Genomic DNA, 20976 nt, shown 5'->3' with positions numbered 1-20976 from the left:
CTTGCACGGCGGCCGACCCGGGCCGCCGAATCCCTTGAGCGTTTCAGCGCGTTGGCGCTGAACCGCTTGCAGACGCCGCACAATGCAGTGCCGGAGGCAATCAATCGCAGAGTGATGAGGGTGCGGTGCGTGTCGCCACGCACTGTGGCGGCCGGTGCTCAGTTAACCCCGTCGAGCCCGGCCTTGAGGTTTACAGGACCTGGCGCAGGAAGGCCTGGGCCCGCGGGTCTTTCGGCGCGTCAAAGAACGCGGCAGGGGACGCGTCTTCCAGCAATTTGCCATGATCGAAAAACAGCACACGGTCGGCCACTTCGCGGGCAAAACCCATTTCGTGGGTGACGCAGACCATGGTCATGCCTTCCAGGGCGAGGGTCTTCATCACGTCCAGCACTTCACCGACCATTTCCGGGTCCAGCGCCGAAGTGGGCTCGTCAAACAGCATGACCTTGGGTTCCATTGCCAACGCGCGGGCGATGGCTACACGCTGTTGCTGTCCACCAGACAAACGTGACGGAAACTCGTTGGCCTTTTGCGCAATACCGACCTTTTCGAGCAGCGCCAGGGCCTTGGCCTCGCGCTCTTGTTTGCCGCGCTTGCGCACGACTTTTTGCGCCAGGCACAGGTTTTCCAGCACGGTCATGTGCGGGAACAAGTTGAAATGCTGGAACACCATGCCAACTTCGCGGCGGTAGGCGTTCACGTCGGTTTTCGGGTCAGCCAGTTGCAAGCCATCGATGCTGACGGAGCCCGAGTCGAATGCTTCCAACCCATTCAGGCAACGCAGGAAGGTGGATTTGCCGGAACCCGACGGACCGATCACCACCAGCACTTCGCCCTTGGCGACGTGAGTGGTGACGTGGTCCACCGCGCGCACCACGTGACCACGGGTGTCGAAGACTTTTACCAGATCGCGGACTTCAATCACTTTGCGCGAGCCTCCGCTCAAGCCGGCTGGCCATTTTTGACAGCGGCAGGTTGATCAGCAGGTACAGGCCTGCCACACAGAACAGGATTTCAAACGGCGAGAACGAGGTGGTGATCACCTCGCGGCCACTTTTGAGCAGCTCGGTAATCGCGATCACCGACACCAGCGACGTGTCCTTGACCAGGCTGATAAATTGCCCGGCCAAAGGCGGCAGCACGCGTTTGAACGCTTGCGGCAATACCACATGGCGCATCGACTGGCTGGCACTGAGGCCCAGCGAACGCGCGGCTTCATTCTGGCCACGGGTGATCGACTGCACACCGGCGCGCACGATTTCCGCCACATAAGCGCCAGTGAACAGCGACAGTGCCGCGATCCCGGCAAACTCCCGCGACAGATTGAGCACCGTGCCGATGAAGAAATAGAAAATGAATATCTGCACCAACAGCGGCGTCCCGCGCACCAGCTCGACGTAGATAGTCGACAGGTCGCGCAAGGTCGGGTTATTGGACAGACGGCACAGGCCGGTTGCCAAGCCGATCGCCAGGCCGAGAATGCCGGACACCACCGAGAGCCACAATGTGGTCCACAGGCCCCACATCAACGGCCCCAGCGCCCAATGCCGGGTCACGCCTACCACGTCGCCTTCGGCGACATCATCGCCACGCGACACTTGCAGGCTGTTGTCGGCCACGGTGAGCTTTTGCTCGGTGCCGGCGTCGTTGCGCAGGGTCACTTCAGCGACGTCGCCTTTGTGCACCAGTTCCACCACGGTGGAAATGTCGGCGGCGCGCTGGGACGTTTCGGCCTGATAGGCGAAGTACTGCGGCACGCGGTTCCAGCGCCACTCGTAAGACATCAGCGAAGTGGCGTAGTACAACGCGCCAGCCAGGCCAACCAGCACGACCACGGTCAGCAGGTGCCAGGGCCATTGGGCTTTTTTCTGTTTCATTTCACTTTCCGAAGATGTATCGCCTGGCATGCCGTCATCGCGGGCAAGCCCGCTCCCACAAGGGAACGCATTTCAACTGTGGGAGCTGGCTTGCCTGCGATGAAGTCGACTGGGTGTCAGCCCTTATTCCATGTCCTTGAGCCACTCGGCGCTCTTGAACCACTTGTCATGGATGCGATCGTAGGTGCCGTCGTTGCGGATCTGGTGCAGGAAGTTATTGATGTAATTGAGGCTGTCGTAATCGCCTTTTTTCAGGCCAAACGCCAACGGCTCGAACGTGAAGGGTTCTTCCAGGAACACCAGTTTGCCGTTGCCGACCTTTTTCTCGGCAACCACGTTGTACGGCGCGTCATACACAAAGGCATCTGCCTTGCCGTTGACCACGTCGAGCACGCCTTCCTGCTCGTTGTCGTAGCCGTGGTACTTGGCTTTGGAGATCAGCTTTTTGGCGACCATCTCGCCGGTGGTGCCCAGCTTGGAGGTCAGGCGGTATTTCTCATCGTTGAGGTCTTTGTAGGTCTTGATGGTGCCTTCCAGGTCCTTGCGAATCAGCAGCGTCTGGCCGACCACGATGAAAGGTTCGCTGAAATTGAGTCGCAGGTTGCGCTCTTGAGTCAGGGTCATGCCGCTGCCGATCATGTCGAACTTGCCGGTCAGGAAGGCCGGGATGATGCCGTCGTAACCGGTCGACACCAGCTCCAGTTTGACGCCCATCGATTTAGCCATTGCCTTGAGGATGTCGACTTCAAAGCCGATGATTTCACCGCGCTTGTCTGTCATTTCGAACGGCATGTAAGTCGGGTCCATGCCGACTTTCAGCGTGCCGCGCTTGACCGCATCATCGATGGCGCCAGCGTGAGCCGCAGTGGCCGCGACCAGCGCGGTGACGCCGAGCATCAGCATCGAAAGATACTTTTTCATCATCAAGTCCCCTGAACGGTTCTTATAAAGTCGGCGCGCAAAAGGGCTGCACCAATTCGGGGTGCGATCCTACCCCACTCGCTGCCCGTCACAAAGGTTTCGCGGGTAAATGTTCCCTGCGTATGTCGGAAAAGCCCCACAACGGTGCAACGACGCGCAGGGTTAGACAGGTTCAGCGGGCGAGCGCGGCAACGTCTTGATAGATAAGTGGTTACGACGATCAATCGATCTCAGCCATCCAGGCGGTGTCCTTGAACCACTTGTCGTGCAGGCGATCGTAGGTCCCGTCCTGGGCCACCTGGCTGAGGAAGTGGTTGATCCAATTGAGGCTGTCGTAATCACCCTTTTTCAACCCGAACGCCAGCGGCTCAAAGGTAAACGGCTGTTCAAGTGCCAACAGTGTGCGGTTTTCCGGCCGGGCCATTGCGATCAGGTTGTAGGGCGCGTCATGAATGAAGGCATCGGCCTTACCCTCCACCACCTGCCGCACGCCCTCTTGCGCGGTGGCGAAACTGCTCAATCGGGCCGCCCCGAGCAAACGTCGCGCCGCTGCCTCTCCGGTCGTACCTGCCGTGGCGGCGATCCGGTAACCCGCCTCGTCCAGGTCTTCGATACTGGAAATTTTGCCGGCCAGGCTCGGATGCAGCAGCGCGGTTTGGCCAACCACGATGAAGGAGTCGCTGAAATTCAGCTTCAGATTGCGCTCTTGCGTGACCGTCATGCCGCTGCCGATCAGATCGAACTTCTTCGCCATCAACCCCGGTACCAGGTCGGCATAGGGCATCGTGACCAATTCAAGTTGGACGCCCAGGGCATGGCTCATGGCCTGGAGCAAGTCGATCTCGAAGCCGACGATGCGCCCCTGCTTGTCCGTCATCTCGAAGGGCACATAGGCGGGCGTGGTACCGACTTTGAGCACGCCACGGCGCACGGCGTCATCCAGGGCGCCGGCACTCAACAGGCCCGCGTACACCCATGCGACAGCGCCTGCCAGCCACGCCCAACAATAGCTCTTGCTCATGATTCCCCCTGTGACCTCGTCAATTCGAGGGGGCGATGCTAACCCAGCCACAGGCACGGCAATACGTCGCGAAGAAAGGACTTTTGTTTCGAAATAACAGGGCGTTAGTGCTTAGAGGAAGAAGCGCGAAACGCTGTAGGACCAGCGCTTCAAACGCCCCCGAGGTGGGCCCTCGGGGGCGTATGAATCAGGCCGGCTGAGCCTGGGACGACAGCGGTTGCAGCGGCAGCAAAGGCGCGTGCGGGTCCGCCTTGATCGAAGCACGCCAGGCGTCCAGCCACTCGGCGTGGCCTTCGCTCCAGACTTGCTGGTGCAGACGAGCCAGGGCGACCGGATCGCTGAGCAGCGCCACGCGTTCGCCGTTGTTGAGGCCGGCAGGGCCGACCTTCAATGCGTGGCGGACACGCTCCTGACGCAGATGCTCGATCGGCTCCGCTTCACGGTGACGCGAGGTCGCCAGGGCGCAGGCCAGCGCATTCTGCTGCGGGTCGACGACCGAACGCACAAACCCGTCGTTCAGCGCGTGCCAACGGTTTTCGTGGGTGTACTTCTCGGTCGACAGCAGGGCTTGCGGCGGATTGTATTCCTCAGGGATCAGGAACAGGCTCTCGTCGCGGGACTTGAGGCCCAGTTTCACGCGGCTGGAAATCACCGACACCGGAATCGACAGCATCAGCGAGCCGACAATCGGGATCAGCCACCACAGGAAGCTTGGGTTCAGCCACACCACCAACAACGCCCAGAGGAAGCCGAGCAATGTTTGCGGGCCGTGACGCTTGACCGCCTCGCTCCACGGCGTGGAGTCGTCGTCACGCTGCGGCGAGTTCCAGGTCGCAGCCCAGCCGAGGAACGCGGCGAGCACGAAACGGGTGTGGAAGATCATCCGCACCGGCGCCAGCAGCATCGAGAACAGCATCTCCAACAGCATCGACAAGGTCACCTTGAACTTGCCACCGAACTCTTTCGCGCCCTTGGCCCAGATCAGGATGATGCTCAGCAGTTTGGGCAGGAACAACAGCACGATGGTGGTGGAGAACAGCGCCACCGCCTTGTCCGGATGCCATTGCGGCCACAGCGGGTACAACTGGCGTGGTGCCATGAAGTACTGCGGCTCCATCAGGGTGTTCACCGCCAGCAACGCCGTCGACAGCACCAGGAAGAAGAACCACAACGGCGCCGACAGGTACGACATCACGCCAGTGAGGAACACCGCGCGGTGCACCGGGTGCATGCCTTTTACCAGGAACAGGCGGAAGTTCATCAGGTTACCGTGGCACCAGCGACGGTCACGCTTGAGTTCGTCCAGCAGGTTCGGCGGCAGTTCTTCGTAGCTGCCCGGCAAGTCGTAGGCAATCCACACGCCCCAGCCGGCACGGCGCATCAGCGCTGCTTCAACGAAGTCGTGAGAGAGGATCGCACCAGCAAACGCGCCTTTACCCGGCAACGGCGCCAGGGCGCAGTGCTCGATAAACGGCTTCATGCGGATGATCGCGTTGTGGCCCCAGTAGTGGGATTCACCCAACTGCCAGAAGTGCAGGCCGGCGGTAAACAGCGGGCCGTACACACGGGTGGCGAACTGCTGCATGCGCGCATACAGGGTGTCCATGCCCGACGCACGCGGCGCGGTCTGGATAATCCCGGCATCCGGCGTGGCTTCCATCAGGCGCACCAGGCTGGTCAGGCATTCGCCGCTCATCACGCTGTCGGCGTCGAGGACCACCATGTACTTGTAGTCACCGCCCCAGCGACGGCAGAAGTCGTCGAGGTTGCCGCTTTTGCGTTTGACGCGACGGCGACGGCGGCGATAGAAGATCTTGCCGAAACCCCCGGCTTCGCGGCACACGTCAAGCCAGGCTTGCTGTTCGGCGATGCAGATATCGGCTTCGTTACTGTCGCTGAGGACGAAGAAATCGAAACGGTCCAGGTCGCCTGTGGCGGCCACCGACTCGAAGGTGGCGCGCAGACCGGCAAACACCCGCGGCACGTCTTCGTTGCAGATGGGCATCACCAGCGCGGTGCGCGCATCCTTCGGGATCGGCTCGTCACCGGCACTTTTACCGGAAATCCGGTATTTATCGTGACCGGTCAGCAGTTCCAGAAAGCCCATCAGCGCGGTCCAGAAACCGGCCGAGACCCAGCAGAACAAGATCCCGAACATGATCAGGATGCTGGTTTGCAGGGCGTAAGGCAGGACTTGGGTCGCGGTTTGCAGCAAGGTCTGGTTGCGCACTTCGTCGAAGTCGACCAGTGACCAGCCCTGGTACGGCATGATGCCTTTCATGTACCAGCCGGCAACAATGGTCTGACCGAGCATCAAAATCAGCAGGATATAGCGGCGGATCGAACCGACGGTACGCCAGCGCGCGGCCGGCAGTACACGCTCGTCTTTAGGCGGCTTCGGCGGGTTGGTGCGACCGGTCATCCGGCGCCAACCGCGCACCAGAATGTTGGTGCGCCAAGGCTCAGGCACTACTTTGGTCCGACGAATCGGCGGCGTAGCCTTCAGGCAAACCCGGCCACTGGCGTCGAGCGCAAGCATTTCTGCGTCTTGCAGCTCTTCGGCGGTGTTGAGGGTCAGCCGACGGCCGACCGACGCTTGGGCAGCGTCGGCTGGTGCGTCGAAGGTCGCAGACGAAAGCCGCTCATGCAGCTCGCTGAAGGACGTGCAGCCCGCCAGTTCGGCGCGCTGCTCGGCGGTCATCGGGAGGTGCGCCAGGTACTCGGACAGAGTCTCGGGCGTGGCTTGAGAATTACTCATCGGCAGGCAACTGATAGCTCCAGGTTTCGGTCAGGACGTGTTCTGTCTTGGCCGGCTCCGGATTAGAGAGTGGCGTGGCCGGGGCAGCTTCTGGCTGCTTGGCTTCCTTGTCTTTGGCTTCTTTCGCGTCTTTTGCTTCTTTTGCTTCTTTAGCTTCTTTCTTGGCCTGTTTCTCGTGCTGCTTGGCCAACAGCTTGTCGGCCTTGATCACTTGGGTCGACGCTTTCTCAGGCTCCGGCTGCGGGATGTCCTGGACCAGGGCTGCACGCATTTCAGTCGGTTTGCCTGCGTCCTTGATCTTCATCCGCAGGGTCAAGCGCCAGCCTTTGGTGTGTTCGTTGTAACGCACGCTGTTTTCAACGATTTCGGCGTTGTCGCCAACACTCACCTGGCTGCGCACCGCGGCGTCTGCCGGCAGGGCTTTGAGGGACGGGCCCTCGAAGTCAACCAGGTAGGCCACGCTGCCGTCCGGCTGACGGATCAGGTTGGACTGCTTCACGTCACCGGTGGAGCGCAAGGTTTGCTTGACCCAGGCGCTGTCGGCCGGGTGCAGGGCTTTCTCGTCCATGGTCCAGTGCAAGCGGTAGCTGATGTCCAGCGGCTCGCCGACTTTTGGCAGCTCGGCCGGGCTCCAGAACGCAACGATGTTGTCGTTGGTTTCATCGGCGGTCGGAATCTCTACCAAATCGACGGAGCCCTTGCCCCAGTCGCCTTCAGGCTCGATCCAGGCGCTTGGGCGCTTGTCGTAGTTGTCGTCCAGGTCTTCGTAGTGGCTGAAGTCGCGGCCGCGTTGCAGCAGGCCGAAACCACGCGGGTTTTCGATGGTGAAGTTGCTGACCGACAGATGTTTAGGGTTGTTCAGAGGGCGCCAGATCCACTCACCGTTGCCGGCATGGATCGACAGACCGCTGGAATCGTGCAGTTCACGACGGTAGTTGAGCACCTTCGACGGCTGGTTCGCACCAAACAGGAACATGCTGGTCAGCGGGGCAACGCCCAGTTTGCTGACCTTGTCGCGCAGGAACATCTGGGACTTGACGTCGACAACGGTGTCGGTGCCAGGGCGCAGGGTTAGGCGATAGGCGCCGGTGGCGCGTGGGGAGTCCAGCAAGGCGAAAATCACCAACTGCTTTTCACCCGGTTTTGGACGCTCGATCCAGAATTCGGTGAAACGCGGAAACTCTTCACCGGACGGCAATGCAGTGTCGATCGCCATGCCACGGGCCGACAGGCCATACGACTGGCCTTTGCCGACGACGCGGAAGTAGCTGGCGCCGAGCATGGTCATGATTTCGTCTTGCTTGTCAGGCGTGTTGATCGGGTACAGCACACGGAAACCGGCATAACCCAGCTGTTCAGTGGACTTGGGATCGTATTTCACGTCGCCGAAATCGAAACGCGTCGGGTCGTATTTGATTTCCTGAACGGTGTCGGCGGTGACTTCGTTGATTTTCACCGGCGTGTCGAAGTGCATGCCCTGGTGATAGAAGGACAGCTTGAACGGCGTGTTTTGATCGGCCCACTCGGCTTTTTCGTTACGGAAACGAATCTTCTGATAGTCGGCGAATTTCATTTCGCGAAATTCGTTCGGCAGATTGCTGCGCGGAGCTTCGTATTTCTGCCCGGCCAGCTCTTTTGCCTTGGCCGACACATCATCCAGACTGAATGCCCACAGTTGACCCGCGCCGAACAGGCAAAACAGGGCGGAGCCCGTCACCAGTGCGTTTCGTAACCGTTTGGCAGACAATTTTGGTGCATTACAGGGACTAACAATCACGAGCAACCCTCGCCGAAAACAGATCAAAAAACCAACGGCCAGCTATCTATATGCCAGGTTGGCGAGCATTGTTCCGACTCCCTTGGGTCAAAATGATTCCCCATTGGTTTGTCGGACAAGTCTCTACCTAAGTCAAAAATGGACCAAACAACGCTGATCCCCGTAGCGCGCGATTATCTAGTAGCCCGCGAAACAACGCATCAGGGACAACGAAGTATTTGTAGCGAAACCCTGCGTTTTTAGGCATTAACGTCGTTTTTAATACATTCATGTCTGTAAGAGGAAGGTCACAGGGCCATCATTGACCAAATGCACCTGCATATCCGCCCCAAAACGCCCTGACGCCACCTTGCCATGCAATTGTTGCGCTTGTAACAGCAAGTGATCAAAAAGCGCTGCTCCCAGCGCCGGAGGGGCCGCGGTAGAGAAGCTCGGCCGCAGGCCACTTTTGGTATCCGCCGCCAGGGTGAACTGCGACACCAGCAGCAAACCACCGCCAATGTCCTTCAAGGACAGGTTCATCTTGCCCTCGTCATCACTGAATACCCGGTAGTTAAGCAGCTTGTGTAACAGTTTGTCGGCGCTCTCCGGGGTATCTGAAGGCTCAACGGCGACAAGCACCAGCAAACCCTGGTCAATTGCGCCTACGACCTCGCCCGCCACCTCGACGCGGGCGCCACGCACCCGTTGCAACAGGCCCTTCATGCTTCTTCTGGCGCCAGATCAAGCAGGCGCCGTGCCATTTCGCCGGTTGCACGCACCAACGCATCGGTGATGCCGGGCTCGGACGCGGCATGGCCGGCCTCGCGGATCACCTGCAGCTCACTGTTGGGCCACGCCTGATGCAGCTCCCAGGCATTGTCCAGCGGGCAGATCATATCGTAGCGCCCGTGAATGATTACGCCAGGCAAGTGGGCGATCTTGTGCATGTCGCGAATCAGCTGGTTGGGCTCCAGGAAGGAGTTGTTGGTGAAGTAGTGGCACTCGATACGTGCGATCGACAGCGCGCGCTGCGGCTCGGAAAACCGCTCGACATGCTGCGGGCTCGGGCACAGGCCCAGCATGCGGCCTTCCCAGCCGGACCACGCCTTGGCAGCGTGCATCTGGGCGATCTGGTCGTTGCCGGTCAGGCGTTTGTGGTACGCGGCGACCAGGTCGTGACGCTCATCCGCCGGGATCGGTGCCAGGTAGTCCTGCCAGTAATCCGGGAACATGCGGCTCGCGCCTTCCTGGTAAAACCAGTGAATGTCCTGGTCGCGAGCCAGGAAGATTCCGCGCAGGATCAGGCCATGCACGCGCTCGGGATGGGTTTGCGCGTAAGCCAGCGACAGGGTCGAGCCCCAGGAGCCGCCAAACAGCACCCACTTTTCGATGCCCAGGTGTTCGCGAATGCGCTCAAGGTCGGCGACCAGGTCCCAGGTGGTGTTGTTTTCCAGGCTGGCGCGAGGCGTGGAGCGTCCGCAGCCGCGCTGGTCGAAGGTGACAATGCGGTACAGGTTCGGATCAAAGTAGCAGCGGCTCTGGGCGTCGCAGCCGGAGCCTGGGCCACCGTGGATAAAGACGACGGGCAAGCCTTCGGGGGAGCCACTTTCATCGACGTACAGCGTGTGGGTGTCATCGACGGCCAGATCGTGCCGGGCGTAGGGTTTGATCTGCGGGTACCAAGTCTGCATTGCGCGCTCCGTAGGGTGTCGGGTTCATCCCTGAGGGGACGTCTATTATTTTTGCCGTCTGGCATCATAAACCCGAATTGTGCAATGAGCATGTCCTTGAGCACTTAGACCTGTGTCAGCCCTTCGCTCCCCAGGCAGCGCCGCACGTAGCCCAGCAGATAGTCGTAGAGCTGATCCACCTGCGCCACGTGGCCGCGCGCGCGCAAACAGCCGTGGACCAGGCCTTTGCCGGGGTACAACACAGCCTCCACAGTCGCCGCCCGCAGGCGTTCGGCATACAGCATGCCGTCATCGCGCAGCGGGTCGAACTGGGCCACGGCGATCAGCGCCTTGGGTAAGCCGCTGAAGTCCTCGGCCAGCAGTGGCATGGCATAGGCCGAAGGCGTGTCTGCGCCCGGCAAGTAGAGCGCCAGGTAGCAGTCGGTGTCGGCGGTGCTGAGCAAGGGCGCATCCCTGCAGTCGCGGCGCGACGGCAGGTCCGCCGCGCCGCCCAAACCTGGGTAAATCAGCACTTGGGCGCGGGGCAGCGGTTGGCCGTCATCGCGCAAACCCAGGCACAACGCCGCGGCCAGATTGCCGCCCGCGCTGTCGCCCATCACCACCAGGCGCTGCAGGTTGATCGCGTGCGGCCCCTGCCCGGCCTGGATGGCCTGCCACACTGCGCGGCAGTCCTGGTACGCCGCCGGGAACGGGTGCTCCGGCGCCAGGCGGTAGTCGATGGCGATCACCAGTACTTCAAGCGTGCTGGCCAGTTCGAAGCAAATGAAGTCATGGGAATCCAGCCCGCCGACCACCCAGCCGCCGCCGTGCATATAAAGGAGGCATGGCCAGCCTTCGATTGGCGTGGGCGCCGAAGGGAGATAGCTGCGCACGCCGACTGCACCGAGGGCAAAGTCAGTGACTTGCAGCCCTTCTGGCTTCGGCGGGGTGAATGCCTGGCACATGCGGTCGTAGTTGCGGCGTAAACCTGCGAGCGACGAGTCGTCGCCGCTGAAAGATTCGGTTTTAGTGACGAAGGCCGCAAGCTGCGGAGAAATCGGATACATGCGCAAATATCCCTAATCGCTGTAGATCAAGTGCGGGAGCTGGCGTGCCTGCGACAGCGGTGTGTCGGCCACTTGTGAATGACCTGATACACCGCCATCGCGGGCAAGCCCGCCCACATTTGCCCTGTGTCGTCTGAGCTAACGTGCCTGGCTTAGAGCTTGAGGCTGGCCTTGACGGCCGCGACGCCATCGCCGCCATCAAACGCTGCTACCCCAGCCAGCCAGCGCTGCAAATCCTCCGGGTGGTCGCGCAACCATTGCTTGGCCACGTCCTGCGGCGATTGGCGCTCCATGATCGGCACCATCAACTGACTTTCCTGCGCGGCGGTGAAGGTCAGGTTTTCCAACAGGCGGTTGGCGTTCGGGCAACGCCGGGCGAAATCCGGCGCGGTCACGGTGGACACCGTGGCCCGGCCTTCGTCAGCCCCAAATACATCCTCGCTGCCGGTGAGGTAAGCCATTTTCATGTTGATGTTCATCGGGTGCGGAGTCCAACCGACAAACACGACAAACTCTTTGCGGTTCACCGCACGCTGCACGGCCGCGAGCATGCCCGCTTCACCGGAGGCAACCAGCTTGAAGCCGCCCAGGCCGAAGTGGTTGGTGTCGATCATTTTCTGGATATCGGTATTCGCGCCGCTGCCGGGCTCGATGCCGTAGATCTTGGCGCCCAGCTTGTCCTTGAAACGCGCAATGTCGGCGAAGGTTTTCAGCCCGGCATCGGCCACGTATTGCGGCACCGCCAGAGTGGCCTGGGCGTCAGACAAGCTGGGCGTATCGAAGACCTTGACCTGCGTGGCGGCCAGGAATGGCGCGATGTTGTTGTCCATCGCCGGTTTCCAGTAGCCGAGGAAAATATCCAGGCGCTTGTCGCGGATGCCGGCAAAAATGATCTGTTGCACGGCGCTGGTCTGTTTGCTGTCGTAGCCCAGGCCATTGAGCAACACGTCGGCCATGCCGGAGGTGGCGACCACGTCAGTCCAACTGACCACGCCCATGCGCACGGTTTTGCAGGAGGCCGGTTCCGCAGCCATGGCGTGCGCACTGAGCAGTGCGGCGCCGGTGAGGGTCAACAGGTAACGGTTGAACAGTCTTTTCATGAAAAGAGGTCTCACTCGGCAGCGTTATTGTGGGAAGTGGCGTCTGACGCGCCCTATCCACAACATTACCCAGCGGGGCTTTGGTGAAAGCGACCTGTGGCGACCGGCAATTGCACTGCGGCGACTGTGAGGCCTCATCGCAGGCAAGCCAGCTCCCACCTTTACACCGCATTCTCATGTTGGAACTCGGCCAAAGGTGGGAGCGGGCTTGCTCGCGAAAGCTATTTCAGCAGTACCGAAAGTCTAACGGTAGTGCTTCTGCCCCCAGGCCAACACCCCTTGCAGCAACTGCTTCAACACCACCTGGGTCGGTTCAGCCAAGTCAGGGCGATACCGAAACGGCTCGACCTCTTCCATATACGTGCTCTGGCACAACTCCAGCTGCACCGCGTGGAGGTCCTGCGCCGGGTCGCCGTAATGCCGGGTGATGTGCCCACCCTTGAAGCGCCCGTTGAGCACATGGGTGTACTGCGGATGCGCGGCGCAAATCGCCTCCAGCTGGCTGGCCAGCTCAGGATCACAGGCGGCGCCGTTGAAAGTGCCGAGGTTGAAGTCCGGCAGCTTGCCTTCGAACAGGTGCGGGATCACCGAGCGAATCGAGTGCGCATCAAACAGCAGCGCGTAGCCGAACTCGGCCTTGAGCCGCGCCAGTTCCTCTTGCAGGGCGCGGTGGTACGGCCCCCAAATCTTCTGCAGGTAGGTGGCGCGCTCCTCGGCGGAAGGCTCCAGGCCTTCGCGAAATAACGGCACGCCGTCGAACAGCGTCGCCGGGTACAGCCCGGTAGTGGCGCCGACATACAGCGGCTTGTCATCCGATGGCCGGTTCAGGTCGATCACAAACCGTGAGTACTCTGCCGACAAGGTGCTGGCGCCCAGGTCTTCGGCAAAGTCATACAGCGTGGGAATGTGCCAGTCGGTGTCCGGCAGGCTTTGTGCCTCGGGGATCAATCCGGCTTCCACCGCAGGCGTCAGGCGCAGGCCCGCGTGGGGCATGCTGATCAGCAGCGGCACTCGACCTTGTTTGAAGTTCAGAACCTTATCCACAGCAGTGCTCCTTAAACAGTGACATCGACGCCGTGGCGCACGACGCGTTTATCCAGTTCGCCGCCCAGCCAGTAGGCCAGGTCGGCGGGGCGATCAATCTGCCAGGCGACAAAGTCGGCGACCTTGCCCACTTGCAGCGAACCGTGGGTGTCGCCCATGCCCAGCGCGGTAGCCGCGTGTTGCGTGGCGCCGGCCAAAGCTTCTTCCGGAGTCATGCGGAACAGCGTGCAGGCCATGTTCAGCATCAGGCGCACCGACAACGCCGGCGAGGTGCCAGGGTTGAGGTCGCTGGCGATGGCAATCTTCACGCCGTGCTTGCGCAGCGCATCCATCGGCGGCAGCTGGGTTTCACGCAGGAAGTAGAACGCGCCCGGCAGCAACACGGCGACGGTGCCCGACGCGGCCATGGCGATGGCGTCGTCTTCGGTCATGAATTCCAGATGGTCCGCCGACAGCGCGTGGTAACGCGCGGCCAGGCTTGAGCCATGCAACGAAGAGAGTTGCTCGGCGTGCAGCTTCACCGGCAGGCCAAGTTGCTGGGCGACCTTGAAGACTCGCTCGACCTGTTCCGGGGAAAACGCCAGGTATTCGCAGAAGGCGTCTACTGCGTCCACCAGCCCTTCGGCTGCCAGGGCCGGCAGCATCTCGTGGCAGATGTGGTCGATGTAATCGTCGGCGCGGTCCTTGTACTCCGGCGGCAACGCATGCGCCGCCAGGCACGTGGCGCGCACGCTGACCGGCAGTGCTTCGCCGAGGCGCCGTGCCACGCGCAACATCTTGCGCTCGTTGACCAGGTCCAGGCCGTAGCCGGATTTGATCTCCACCGTGGTCACGCCGTCACGCAGCAAACTGCGCAGGCGCTTGTGCGCGCTGGCAAACAGTTCATCTTCAGTGGCCGCGCGGGTGGCGCGCACCGTGCTGGCAATACCGCCGCCCTTGGCCGCGATGTCGGCGTAGCTCACGCCTTGAAGGCGCTGCTCGAATTCGCCGCTGCGGTTGCCGCCGAACACCGTGTGGGTGTGGCAGTCGATCAGCCCGGGGGTGACCCACGCGCCTTGCAGGTCATGCACCTGGGCGTAATCCGCCGTCGGCGCCTGGCTGCGGGGGCCGATCCACTCGATGAGCGAATTGGCGGTGACCATGGCGGCATCCTCGATGATCGAGTACTTGCCGTCTGCCATGGTTGCGACGTGGCAGTGTTGCCAAAGCGTTTTCATCAACGCCTCCCTAAGTTAACGATGAGACAAAGCCGGGTCGTAATGAACCGTGGCCGCTTGCCCGGCAGCCGGTTTGACCCACAGCAGGTAAGCGACGACGAGCAGCACGATCCACACGGCGCCGACCAGCAAAGCGGCCTGGGTGTCCGGGAAGTAACCCAGCACGCCAAACACGAACAACATGAACACGATGGCCGCTGCGGGCGCATAGGGCCAGAACGGCACCGGGAATTTCAGCTCGGCGACCTGCTCCCTGGTCATCGAGCGGCGCATCGCGACCTGAGTGAACAGAATCATCAGCCACACCCACACCGTGGCGAAGGTGGCAATCGAGGCGATCACCAGAAACACGTTTTCCGGGATCAGGTAATTGAGCACGACGCCGCCCAGCAACGCCGCGCCCATCACCACCACGGTCATCCACGGCACGCCCTGTTTGGACAGCTGGGCAAAGCCCTTGGGCGCCTGCCCCTGCTGGGCCAGGCCGTACATCATGCGGCCGGCGCCAAAGATGTCGCTGTTGATGGCCGAGACGGCCGCCGAGATCACCACGATGTTAAGGACGGTCGCCGCCGAGCCGATGCCGAGGTTGCTGAAGATCTGCACGAACGGGCTGCCCTGGCTGCCGATCTGCGGCCACGGGTAGATCGCCATCAACACAAACAGCGTCAGCACGTAGAACAGCAGGATGCGCAACGGCACCGCGTTGATCGCCTTGGGGATCACGCGTTGCGGGTCTTTGGCTTCACCGGCGGTGATGCCGATGATTTCGATGCCGCCGAACGCAAACATCACCACCGCGAACGAGGCGATCAGGCCGCCAACACCGTTGGGCATGAAGCCGCCATGGGCCCACAGGTTGCTGATGCCGCTGGCCTGGGTCTCGCCGGCCGAATGAATGCCAAACAGCATGATGCCCAAGCCACCGAGGATCATCGCCACAATGGCGCCGACCTTGAGCAGCGACAGCCAGAACTCCATCTCGCCAAACACTTTGACGTTGCACAGGTTCAGGCCGCCGATCAAAAACACAATGCCGAGCACCCACACCCAGCGCGCGACCTCGGGAAACCAGAAGCCCATGTAGATGCCGAACGCGGTGACGTCGGCGAGGCAGACAATGATCATTTCAAACGCATAGGTCCAGCCAAGGATAAACCCGGCCATTGGGCCCAGGTAGGTGCTGGCGTACTGGCCGAAGGAGCCTGCAACCGGATTGTGCACAGCCATCTCGCCGAGGGCGCGCATCACCATGAATACGGCGGCGCCGCCGATCAGGTAAGCGAGCAGCACGGCGGGGCCGGCCATCTGTATGGCGGAGGCAGAGCCATAGAACAGCCCGGTGCCGATCGCGGAACCGAGTGCCATGAAGCGAATATGTCGGGCGTTCAGCCCGCGTTTCAAACCCTTTTCTTGCTGGTGCATTTCTCTTCCCTAGTTATTGTTATCCCGAGAAAATTCAAAGCTATCGCAACTTAAATGGGGGAGCTGTCGAGCTTTAGCGAGGCTGCGAAGGCGGTGTGTCAGGCAACAAAAATGTTGACTGCACCGACGCCTTCGCAGCCTCGCTGGGGCTCGACAGCTCCCACATTGGACAGCGGCGAGCTTAGAGGCTCGGCAGCAACTTGGCCGGCACCAGCTCGTTCAGGCAGCGGCTGGCGAGCAGTTCGCTGGCGGCATTGATGTCCGGGGCGAAGAAGCGGTCCTTGTCGTAGAAGCCGACCTTGGCGCGCAGGATGCCACGGGCTTGCTCCAGCTTCGGCGAGGTTTTCAGGCCGTCGCGCAGGTCCAGGCCCTGGCACGCGGCCAGCCATTCCACTGCGAGGATGCCACGGGTGTTCTCAGCCATTTCCCACAGTCGTTTGCCCGCGGCCGGGGCCATGGACACGTGGTCTTCCTGGTTCGCCGAGGTCGGCAGGCTATCCACACTGTGCGGATGGGACAGCGCCTTGTTCTCGCTGGCAAGGGCAGCAGCAGTCACCTGGGCGATCATGAAGCCGGAGTTGACCCCGCCATTGCCCACCAAAAACGGCGGCAATTGCGACATGTGTTTGTCCATCATCAACGAGATACGGCGCTCGCTCAGGGAGCCGATTTCGGCGATGGCCAACGCCATGTTGTCAGCCGCCATGGCCACCGGTTCGGCGTGGAAGTTGCCACCGGAAATCACGTCGCCTTCGGCGGCAAACACCAGCGGGTTATCCGACACGGCGTTGGCTTCCACCACCAGCACGTCGGCGGCCTGGCGGAACTGGGTCAGGCAGGCGCCCATGACTTGTGGCTGGCAGCGCAGGGAGTACGGGTCTTGCACCTTGTCGCAGTTCTGGTGCGACTGGGAGACCTGGCTGCTTTCGCCGAGCAGGTCGCGATAGGCCGCAGCCGAATCGATCTGCCCACGCTGGCCACGCGCGGCGTGAATACGCGCGTCGAACGGCGAGCGCGAGCCGAGCACGGCTTCCACGGTCAGGCCGCCGCACGCGAGTGCCGCGGCGAACAAGTCTTCACCCTCGAACAGGCCGCGCAGCGCATAGGCGGTGGACACCTGGGTGCCGTTGAGCAGGGCCAGGCCTTCTTTGGCGGCAAGGGTCAACGGCGTCAGGCCGGCGACTTTCAGTGCCTCGGTGGCTTCCAGCCATTCGCCTTTGTAGCGCGCCTTGCCTTCGCCCAGCAGCACCAGCGACATGTGCGCCAACGGCGCCAGATCGCCCGAAGCGCCGACCGAACCTTTGAGTGGGATGTGCGGGTACACCTCGGCGTTGATCAGTGCGATCAGTGCGTCGATCACCTGGCGGCGAATCCCGGAGAACCCACGGCTCAGGCTGTTGACCTTGAGCACCATGACCAGCCGCACCAGCGCGTCGCTGATCGGCTCACCAACGCCGGCGGCGTGGGACAGCACCAGCGAACGCTGGAGGTTTTCCAGGTCTTCGCTTGCGATGCGGGTCGAGGCCAGCAGGCCGAAACCGGTGTTGATGCCATAGGCGGTGCGATTCTCGGCGAGAATCTGCTCCACGCAGGCAACACTGGCTTCGATCTGCGCCGTGGCGCTGTCATCCAGACTGAGGGTTACCGGCTGCTGGTAGATGGCCCGCAGTTGGGCAAGGCTCAGTTGGCCTGGAATCAGATTTAGCGCAGTCACATTCATGCTCCTTTGAATTGTTCTTCTGAATATTTTTGAATAAGTAATCAGTGCAAATGGGGTAATACGTGGTGCAGCAAAGCGGTGTCCTTGAGCAACGCGGCAGCGCTGGCGATGTCCGGCGCCAGCCAGCGGTCTTGCTCGTAAGGTGGGACTTTTTCACGTAGCAGGCGCCAGGCGCTGTCGGTGCCCGCGCCGAAACGCTGGTCCTTGAGAAACTCGAAGGCCTGGGCCGCCAGCAGGTACTCGATGGCGAGAATCTGGGTAACGTTGGCCAGTAACTGGTGCAGCTTGAGCGCGGCGTTGGTGCCCATGCTCAGGTGATCTTCCTGCAGGCCGGAGGTGACGAAATTGTCGAGCACCGCCGGTTGCGCCAGCTGGCGGTTCTGCCCGCACAGCGAGGCGGCGACGTATTGCACAATCATCATCCCGGAGTTGACCCCAGGGTTGCTGACCAGGAACGCCGGCAAGCCGCTGACGTGCGGGTTGATCAGGCGGTCCATGCGGCGCTCGGCCACCGAGCCGATTTCCGCCATGGCGATGGCGAGCATGTCGGCCGCCAAGGCCACGGACTGCCCGTGCGGGTTGGCCTGGGACACCACGCGGTAGGTGTCCGGCGTGCCGAGCACCAGCGGGTTGTCAGTGGCGCTGTTGAGTTCGGTCTCGATCTGGCGGGTGGCGTGTTCGACCTGGTCGCGCGCTGCGCCGTGAATGTGCGGGATCGAGCGGATGCTCAAGGCGTCCTGGGTGCGAATGCCTTGGCTGCTGGCGATCACTTCACTGCCGTCGAGCAAGGCGCGCAGGTTGATGCCGACTTGCTGCATGCCCGGGTGCGGCTTGAGGGCGATGATGGCTTCGTCGAACGCGTCGATCTGCCCGCGCTGGGCTTCGAAACTCATGGCGCCGATCACGTCGGCCCATTGCAGCAAATGTTGTGCGTCGGCCAGGGCCAGGCAGCTCAGGCCGGTCATGCACGGCGTGCCATTGACCAGGCACAGGCCGTCTTTGGCGCCGAGTACCACCGGCTGCAAACCTTCTGCCTGTAATGCTTCTTGCGCTGTCACGATCTGACCGCGATAGCTCACCGTGCCGACACCGAGCAACGCCACGCCGACGTGGGCCATGTGAGTCAAGTAACCCACCGAACCCTGGGACGGCACCTGCGGCGTGATGCCGTGGTTGAGCAGCGCCAGCAGCGAATGCACCACCTGTGGGTGCAAGCCGGATTTGCCGTGGCTGTAGTTGATGATCGCTGCGCAAATAATCGCGCGGGTTTGCTCGTCACTCAGCACCGGGCCGACGCCGCAGGCGTGGCTCAGCAAGGTATTGCGCGACAGCTGGCTGAGCTGCTCGCCCTTGAGCGACACATTGCACAGCGCGCCCAGGCCGGTGTTCACGCCATAGGCGCGCTCGCCGCTGGTGACGATGCGCTGCACGATGGCCTGGGCATTGTCGATGCGCGCCCAGGCGTGGCCCGAGAGTTCGAGCTGCGCACCAAAGCGGGCGACGGCGACCACGTCCTGCCAGCGCAGGGGAGCGTCGGCGATGATGATTTTTGCTGCCTGGGACATCTTCATACCTTCTTCAATTCTTGTGCAGCCTTACCGGCCTCTTCGGGGGCAAGCCCCCTCCCACCTTTGAAGGTGTTCACAGTTCAACATGTGGGAGGGGGATTGCCCCCGATAGGGCCCGCAGCCTCACCACACAATCCGGCTCAAACCACCGCAGCGCGGCGCTGAACAAACCGGTCCACATACTCATCCGCCGGCGAATGCAGAATCTCGCGCGGCGTGCCGACCTGGATCAGCTTGCCGTCCTTGAGGATCGCGATGCGGTTGCCGATGCGCACGGCTTCGTCGAGGTCGTGAGTGATGAACACGATGGTTTTGTGCAGGGTCTTTTGCAGCTCCAGCAACTGGTCCTGCATCTCGGCGCGGATCAACGGATCGAGGGCGCTGAAGGCTTCGTCCATCAGGATGATGTCGGTATCGGCGGCCAAGGCGCGGGCCAGGCCCACACGCTGGCGCATGCCGCCGGACAGCTGGTGCGGGTATTTGTTTTCGTAGCCTTTGAGGCCCACGGTTTCGATCCAGTGCAGCGCGCGTTCGGCGCACACCTGCTTGGTTTCGCCACGCACTTTCAGGCCGTAGGCGACGTTGTCGAGCACGCTCTTGTGGGGCAGCAGGCCGAAGCTCTGGAACACCATGCTGATCTTGTGCCGACGGAATTGGCGCAGGGCTTCCATGTCCAGTTGCAGGATGTCTTCGCCGTCCACCAGGATCGCGCCGCTGGTAGGGTCGATCAGGCGGTTGAAGTGGCGCACCAGCGTGGATTTGCCGGAGCCCGACAGGCCCATGATCACGAAGATCTCGCCGGTGCCGATGCTCAGGGACAAGTCGTTGACGCCGACCACGCAACCGGTCTCGGCCAGTACCTGGTCCTTGGTCTTGCCTTGGCCAACCATGGCCAGGGCGTCCTTGGAACGGTTGCCGAAAATCTTGAAGACGTTTTTAACTTCAATTTTGCTGACAGTAGTCATTTGCTCGCCTCATGCCGTGGACGACCATAGGCCTGGGTAATGCGGTCGATGACCACTGCGAGAATCACAATCGCCAGCCCGGCTTCGAGGCCACGACCAACGTTGAGGGTCTGGATGCCGACGAGCACGTCTTCACCCAAGCCACGCGCGCCGATCATCGAGGCGATGACCACCATCGACAACGCCATCATGGTGGTCTGGTTGATACCGGCCATGATGCTTGGCAGCGCCAGCGGCAGTTGCACGCCGAACAGCTGCTGCCAGCGGTTGGCGCCAAAGGCGTTGATGGCTTCCATGACTTCGCCGTCGACTTGGCGAATGCCCAGGTCGGTGAGGCGAATCAGCGGCGGCGCGGCGTAGATCACCGTGGCGAAAATCGCCGGCACCTTGCCCAGGCCGAACAGCATCAGCACCGGAATCAGGTACACGAAGCTCGGCATGGTTTGCATGATGTCCAGCAACGGCATCAGCACCGAGCGCAAGCGATTGCTGCGCGCCGACAAGATGCCCAGCGGAATGCCGATCAGCACCGAAATCACCGTGGCGACCATCATCAGCGCCAGGGTTTGCATCAGCTTGTCCCACAGGCCAACCGCGCCCACCAGGAACAGCAGGCCGACGATCACCGCGGTGGTCAGCACCTTGCGGGTAGCATGCCAGGCGATGCCGCCGACGATGGCCAGCATCAGCCACCAGGGCGCCGCGCGCAGCAACCCTTCCAGGTTGACGATGGCCCACAGCAGGGTGTCGGAGATGTGCCGGAACACATCGCCGTAGTTGGTGACCAGTGAGTCCACCCAACCGTTGACCCAGTCGGCGATGGAAAACGTAAAACTCTCAGGAAACATATCGTGCTCTCGATCC

General features: G+C 61.7%; 16 protein-coding genes and 1 pseudogene. All 17 read right to left on the bottom strand.

Annotated elements, in window-relative coordinates:
- Positions 1-190 precede the first annotated feature (190 nt).
- The 17 genes and pseudogenes from AACU78_RS20400 to AACU78_RS20320 all read right to left on the bottom strand — a co-directional run bounded on the left by AACU78_RS20400 (position 191) and on the right by AACU78_RS20320 (position 20960).
- Positions 191-925 (bottom strand): amino acid ABC transporter ATP-binding protein, encoded by a 735-nt coding sequence (locus tag AACU78_RS20400; protein ID WP_106577504.1) that lies wholly within the window; start codon positions 923-925, stop codon positions 191-193.
- Positions 918-1877, bottom strand: a complete 960-nt coding sequence (locus tag AACU78_RS20395) for an amino acid ABC transporter permease (RefSeq protein WP_106577503.1) — start codon at positions 1875-1877, stop codon at positions 918-920. The genes AACU78_RS20400 and AACU78_RS20395 overlap by 8 nt, the downstream gene beginning before the upstream one ends.
- A gap of 123 nt (positions 1878-2000) precedes the next feature.
- Complete coding sequence (locus AACU78_RS20390; RefSeq protein WP_106577502.1) at positions 2001-2798, bottom strand: transporter substrate-binding domain-containing protein; 798 nt, start codon at positions 2796-2798, stop codon at positions 2001-2003.
- Between the two features lie 220 nt (positions 2799-3018).
- Positions 3019-3819 carry a transporter substrate-binding domain-containing protein gene (locus AACU78_RS20385; protein ID WP_106577501.1) on the bottom strand — a complete coding sequence of 267 codons (801 nt, stop codon included), beginning with the start codon at positions 3817-3819 and terminating at the stop codon, positions 3019-3021.
- Positions 3820-3968: 149 nt separating this feature from the next.
- A pseudogene (gene mdoH / locus AACU78_RS20380) lies at positions 3969-6577 on the bottom strand (glucans biosynthesis glucosyltransferase MdoH).
- A complete protein-coding gene (locus AACU78_RS20375; protein ID WP_106577762.1) occupies positions 6570-8354 on the bottom strand; it encodes a glucan biosynthesis protein G in 1785 nt (594 codons plus the stop codon). Before AACU78_RS20375 ends, mdoH begins: the two are co-directional and overlap by 8 nt.
- Before the next feature lie 267 nt (positions 8355-8621).
- Entirely contained in the window at positions 8622-9059 is a 438-nt protein-coding gene (gene dtd, locus AACU78_RS20370) for a D-aminoacyl-tRNA deacylase (protein WP_078740275.1), read from the bottom strand.
- Entirely contained in the window at positions 9056-10027 is a 972-nt protein-coding gene (gene pip, locus AACU78_RS20365) for a prolyl aminopeptidase (protein ID WP_106577499.1), read from the bottom strand. The genes dtd and pip overlap by 4 nt, the downstream gene beginning before the upstream one ends.
- A 104-nt stretch (positions 10028-10131) precedes the next feature.
- Complete coding sequence (locus AACU78_RS20360) at positions 10132-11073, bottom strand: alpha/beta hydrolase (RefSeq protein WP_106577498.1); 942 nt, start codon at positions 11071-11073, stop codon at positions 10132-10134.
- A gap of 152 nt (positions 11074-11225) precedes the next feature.
- Complete coding sequence (gene choX / locus AACU78_RS20355; RefSeq protein ID WP_106577497.1) at positions 11226-12173, bottom strand: choline ABC transporter substrate-binding protein; 948 nt, start codon at positions 12171-12173, stop codon at positions 11226-11228.
- A gap of 243 nt (positions 12174-12416) precedes the next feature.
- Positions 12417-13217 (bottom strand): N-formylglutamate deformylase, encoded by an 801-nt coding sequence (gene hutG / locus AACU78_RS20350; protein ID WP_106577496.1) that lies wholly within the window; start codon positions 13215-13217, stop codon positions 12417-12419.
- Between the two features lie 11 nt (positions 13218-13228).
- Positions 13229-14434, bottom strand: a complete 1206-nt coding sequence (gene hutI, locus AACU78_RS20345) for an imidazolonepropionase (protein ID WP_106577495.1) — start codon at positions 14432-14434, stop codon at positions 13229-13231.
- Positions 14435-14449: 15 nt separating this feature from the next.
- Positions 14450-15859 (bottom strand): amino acid permease, encoded by a 1410-nt coding sequence (locus AACU78_RS20340; RefSeq protein WP_106577494.1) that lies wholly within the window; start codon positions 15857-15859, stop codon positions 14450-14452.
- 181 nt (positions 15860-16040) lie between these two features.
- Complete coding sequence (gene hutH, locus AACU78_RS20335) at positions 16041-17579, bottom strand: histidine ammonia-lyase (RefSeq protein WP_106577493.1); 1539 nt, start codon at positions 17577-17579, stop codon at positions 16041-16043.
- A 41-nt stretch (positions 17580-17620) separates the two neighbouring features.
- Complete coding sequence (locus AACU78_RS20330) at positions 17621-19144, bottom strand: HAL/PAL/TAL family ammonia-lyase (protein ID WP_106577761.1); 1524 nt, start codon at positions 19142-19144, stop codon at positions 17621-17623.
- A gap of 143 nt (positions 19145-19287) precedes the next feature.
- A complete protein-coding gene (locus AACU78_RS20325) occupies positions 19288-20112 on the bottom strand; it encodes a quaternary amine ABC transporter ATP-binding protein (RefSeq protein WP_106577492.1) in 825 nt (274 codons plus the stop codon).
- Positions 20109-20960, bottom strand: coding sequence for an ABC transporter permease (locus AACU78_RS20320; protein WP_058411854.1), 852 nt, complete (start codon positions 20958-20960; stop codon positions 20109-20111). The genes AACU78_RS20325 and AACU78_RS20320 overlap by 4 nt, the downstream gene beginning before the upstream one ends.
- Between the last annotated feature and the right edge of the window lie 16 nt (positions 20961-20976).

Source organism: Pseudomonas sp. R9.37, assembly GCF_963878885.1.
Lineage (GTDB): Bacteria > Pseudomonadota > Gammaproteobacteria > Pseudomonadales > Pseudomonadaceae > Aquipseudomonas.
Note: the sequence above shows the minus strand (reverse complement) of the source record. Positions and strands in the feature narration are given on the sequence as shown.

Coding starts and splice junctions, on each gene's coding strand:
- AACU78_RS20395 (WP_106577503.1), bottom strand. CDS start 1,877: ATGAAACAGAAAAAAGCCCAATGGCCCTGGCACCTGCTGACCGTGGTC.
- AACU78_RS20390 (WP_106577502.1), bottom strand. CDS start 2,798: ATGAAAAAGTATCTTTCGATGCTGATGCTCGGCGTCACCGCGCTGGTC.
- AACU78_RS20385 (WP_106577501.1), bottom strand. CDS start 3,819: ATGAGCAAGAGCTATTGTTGGGCGTGGCTGGCAGGCGCTGTCGCATGG.
- dtd (WP_078740275.1), bottom strand. CDS start 9,059: ATGAAGGGCCTGTTGCAACGGGTGCGTGGCGCCCGCGTCGAGGTGGCG.
- pip (WP_106577499.1), bottom strand. CDS start 10,027: ATGCAGACTTGGTACCCGCAGATCAAACCCTACGCCCGGCACGATCTG.
- AACU78_RS20360 (WP_106577498.1), bottom strand. CDS start 11,073: ATGTATCCGATTTCTCCGCAGCTTGCGGCCTTCGTCACTAAAACCGAA.
- choX (WP_106577497.1), bottom strand. CDS start 12,173: ATGAAAAGACTGTTCAACCGTTACCTGTTGACCCTCACCGGCGCCGCA.
- hutI (WP_106577495.1), bottom strand. CDS start 14,434: ATGAAAACGCTTTGGCAACACTGCCACGTCGCAACCATGGCAGACGGC.
- AACU78_RS20340 (WP_106577494.1), bottom strand. CDS start 15,859: ATGCACCAGCAAGAAAAGGGTTTGAAACGCGGGCTGAACGCCCGACAT.
- hutH (WP_106577493.1), bottom strand. CDS start 17,579: ATGAATGTGACTGCGCTAAATCTGATTCCAGGCCAACTGAGCCTTGCC.
- AACU78_RS20330 (WP_106577761.1), bottom strand. CDS start 19,144: ATGTCCCAGGCAGCAAAAATCATCATCGCCGACGCTCCCCTGCGCTGG.
- AACU78_RS20325 (WP_106577492.1), bottom strand. CDS start 20,112: ATGACTACTGTCAGCAAAATTGAAGTTAAAAACGTCTTCAAGATTTTC.
- AACU78_RS20320 (WP_058411854.1), bottom strand. CDS start 20,960: ATGTTTCCTGAGAGTTTTACGTTTTCCATCGCCGACTGGGTCAACGGT.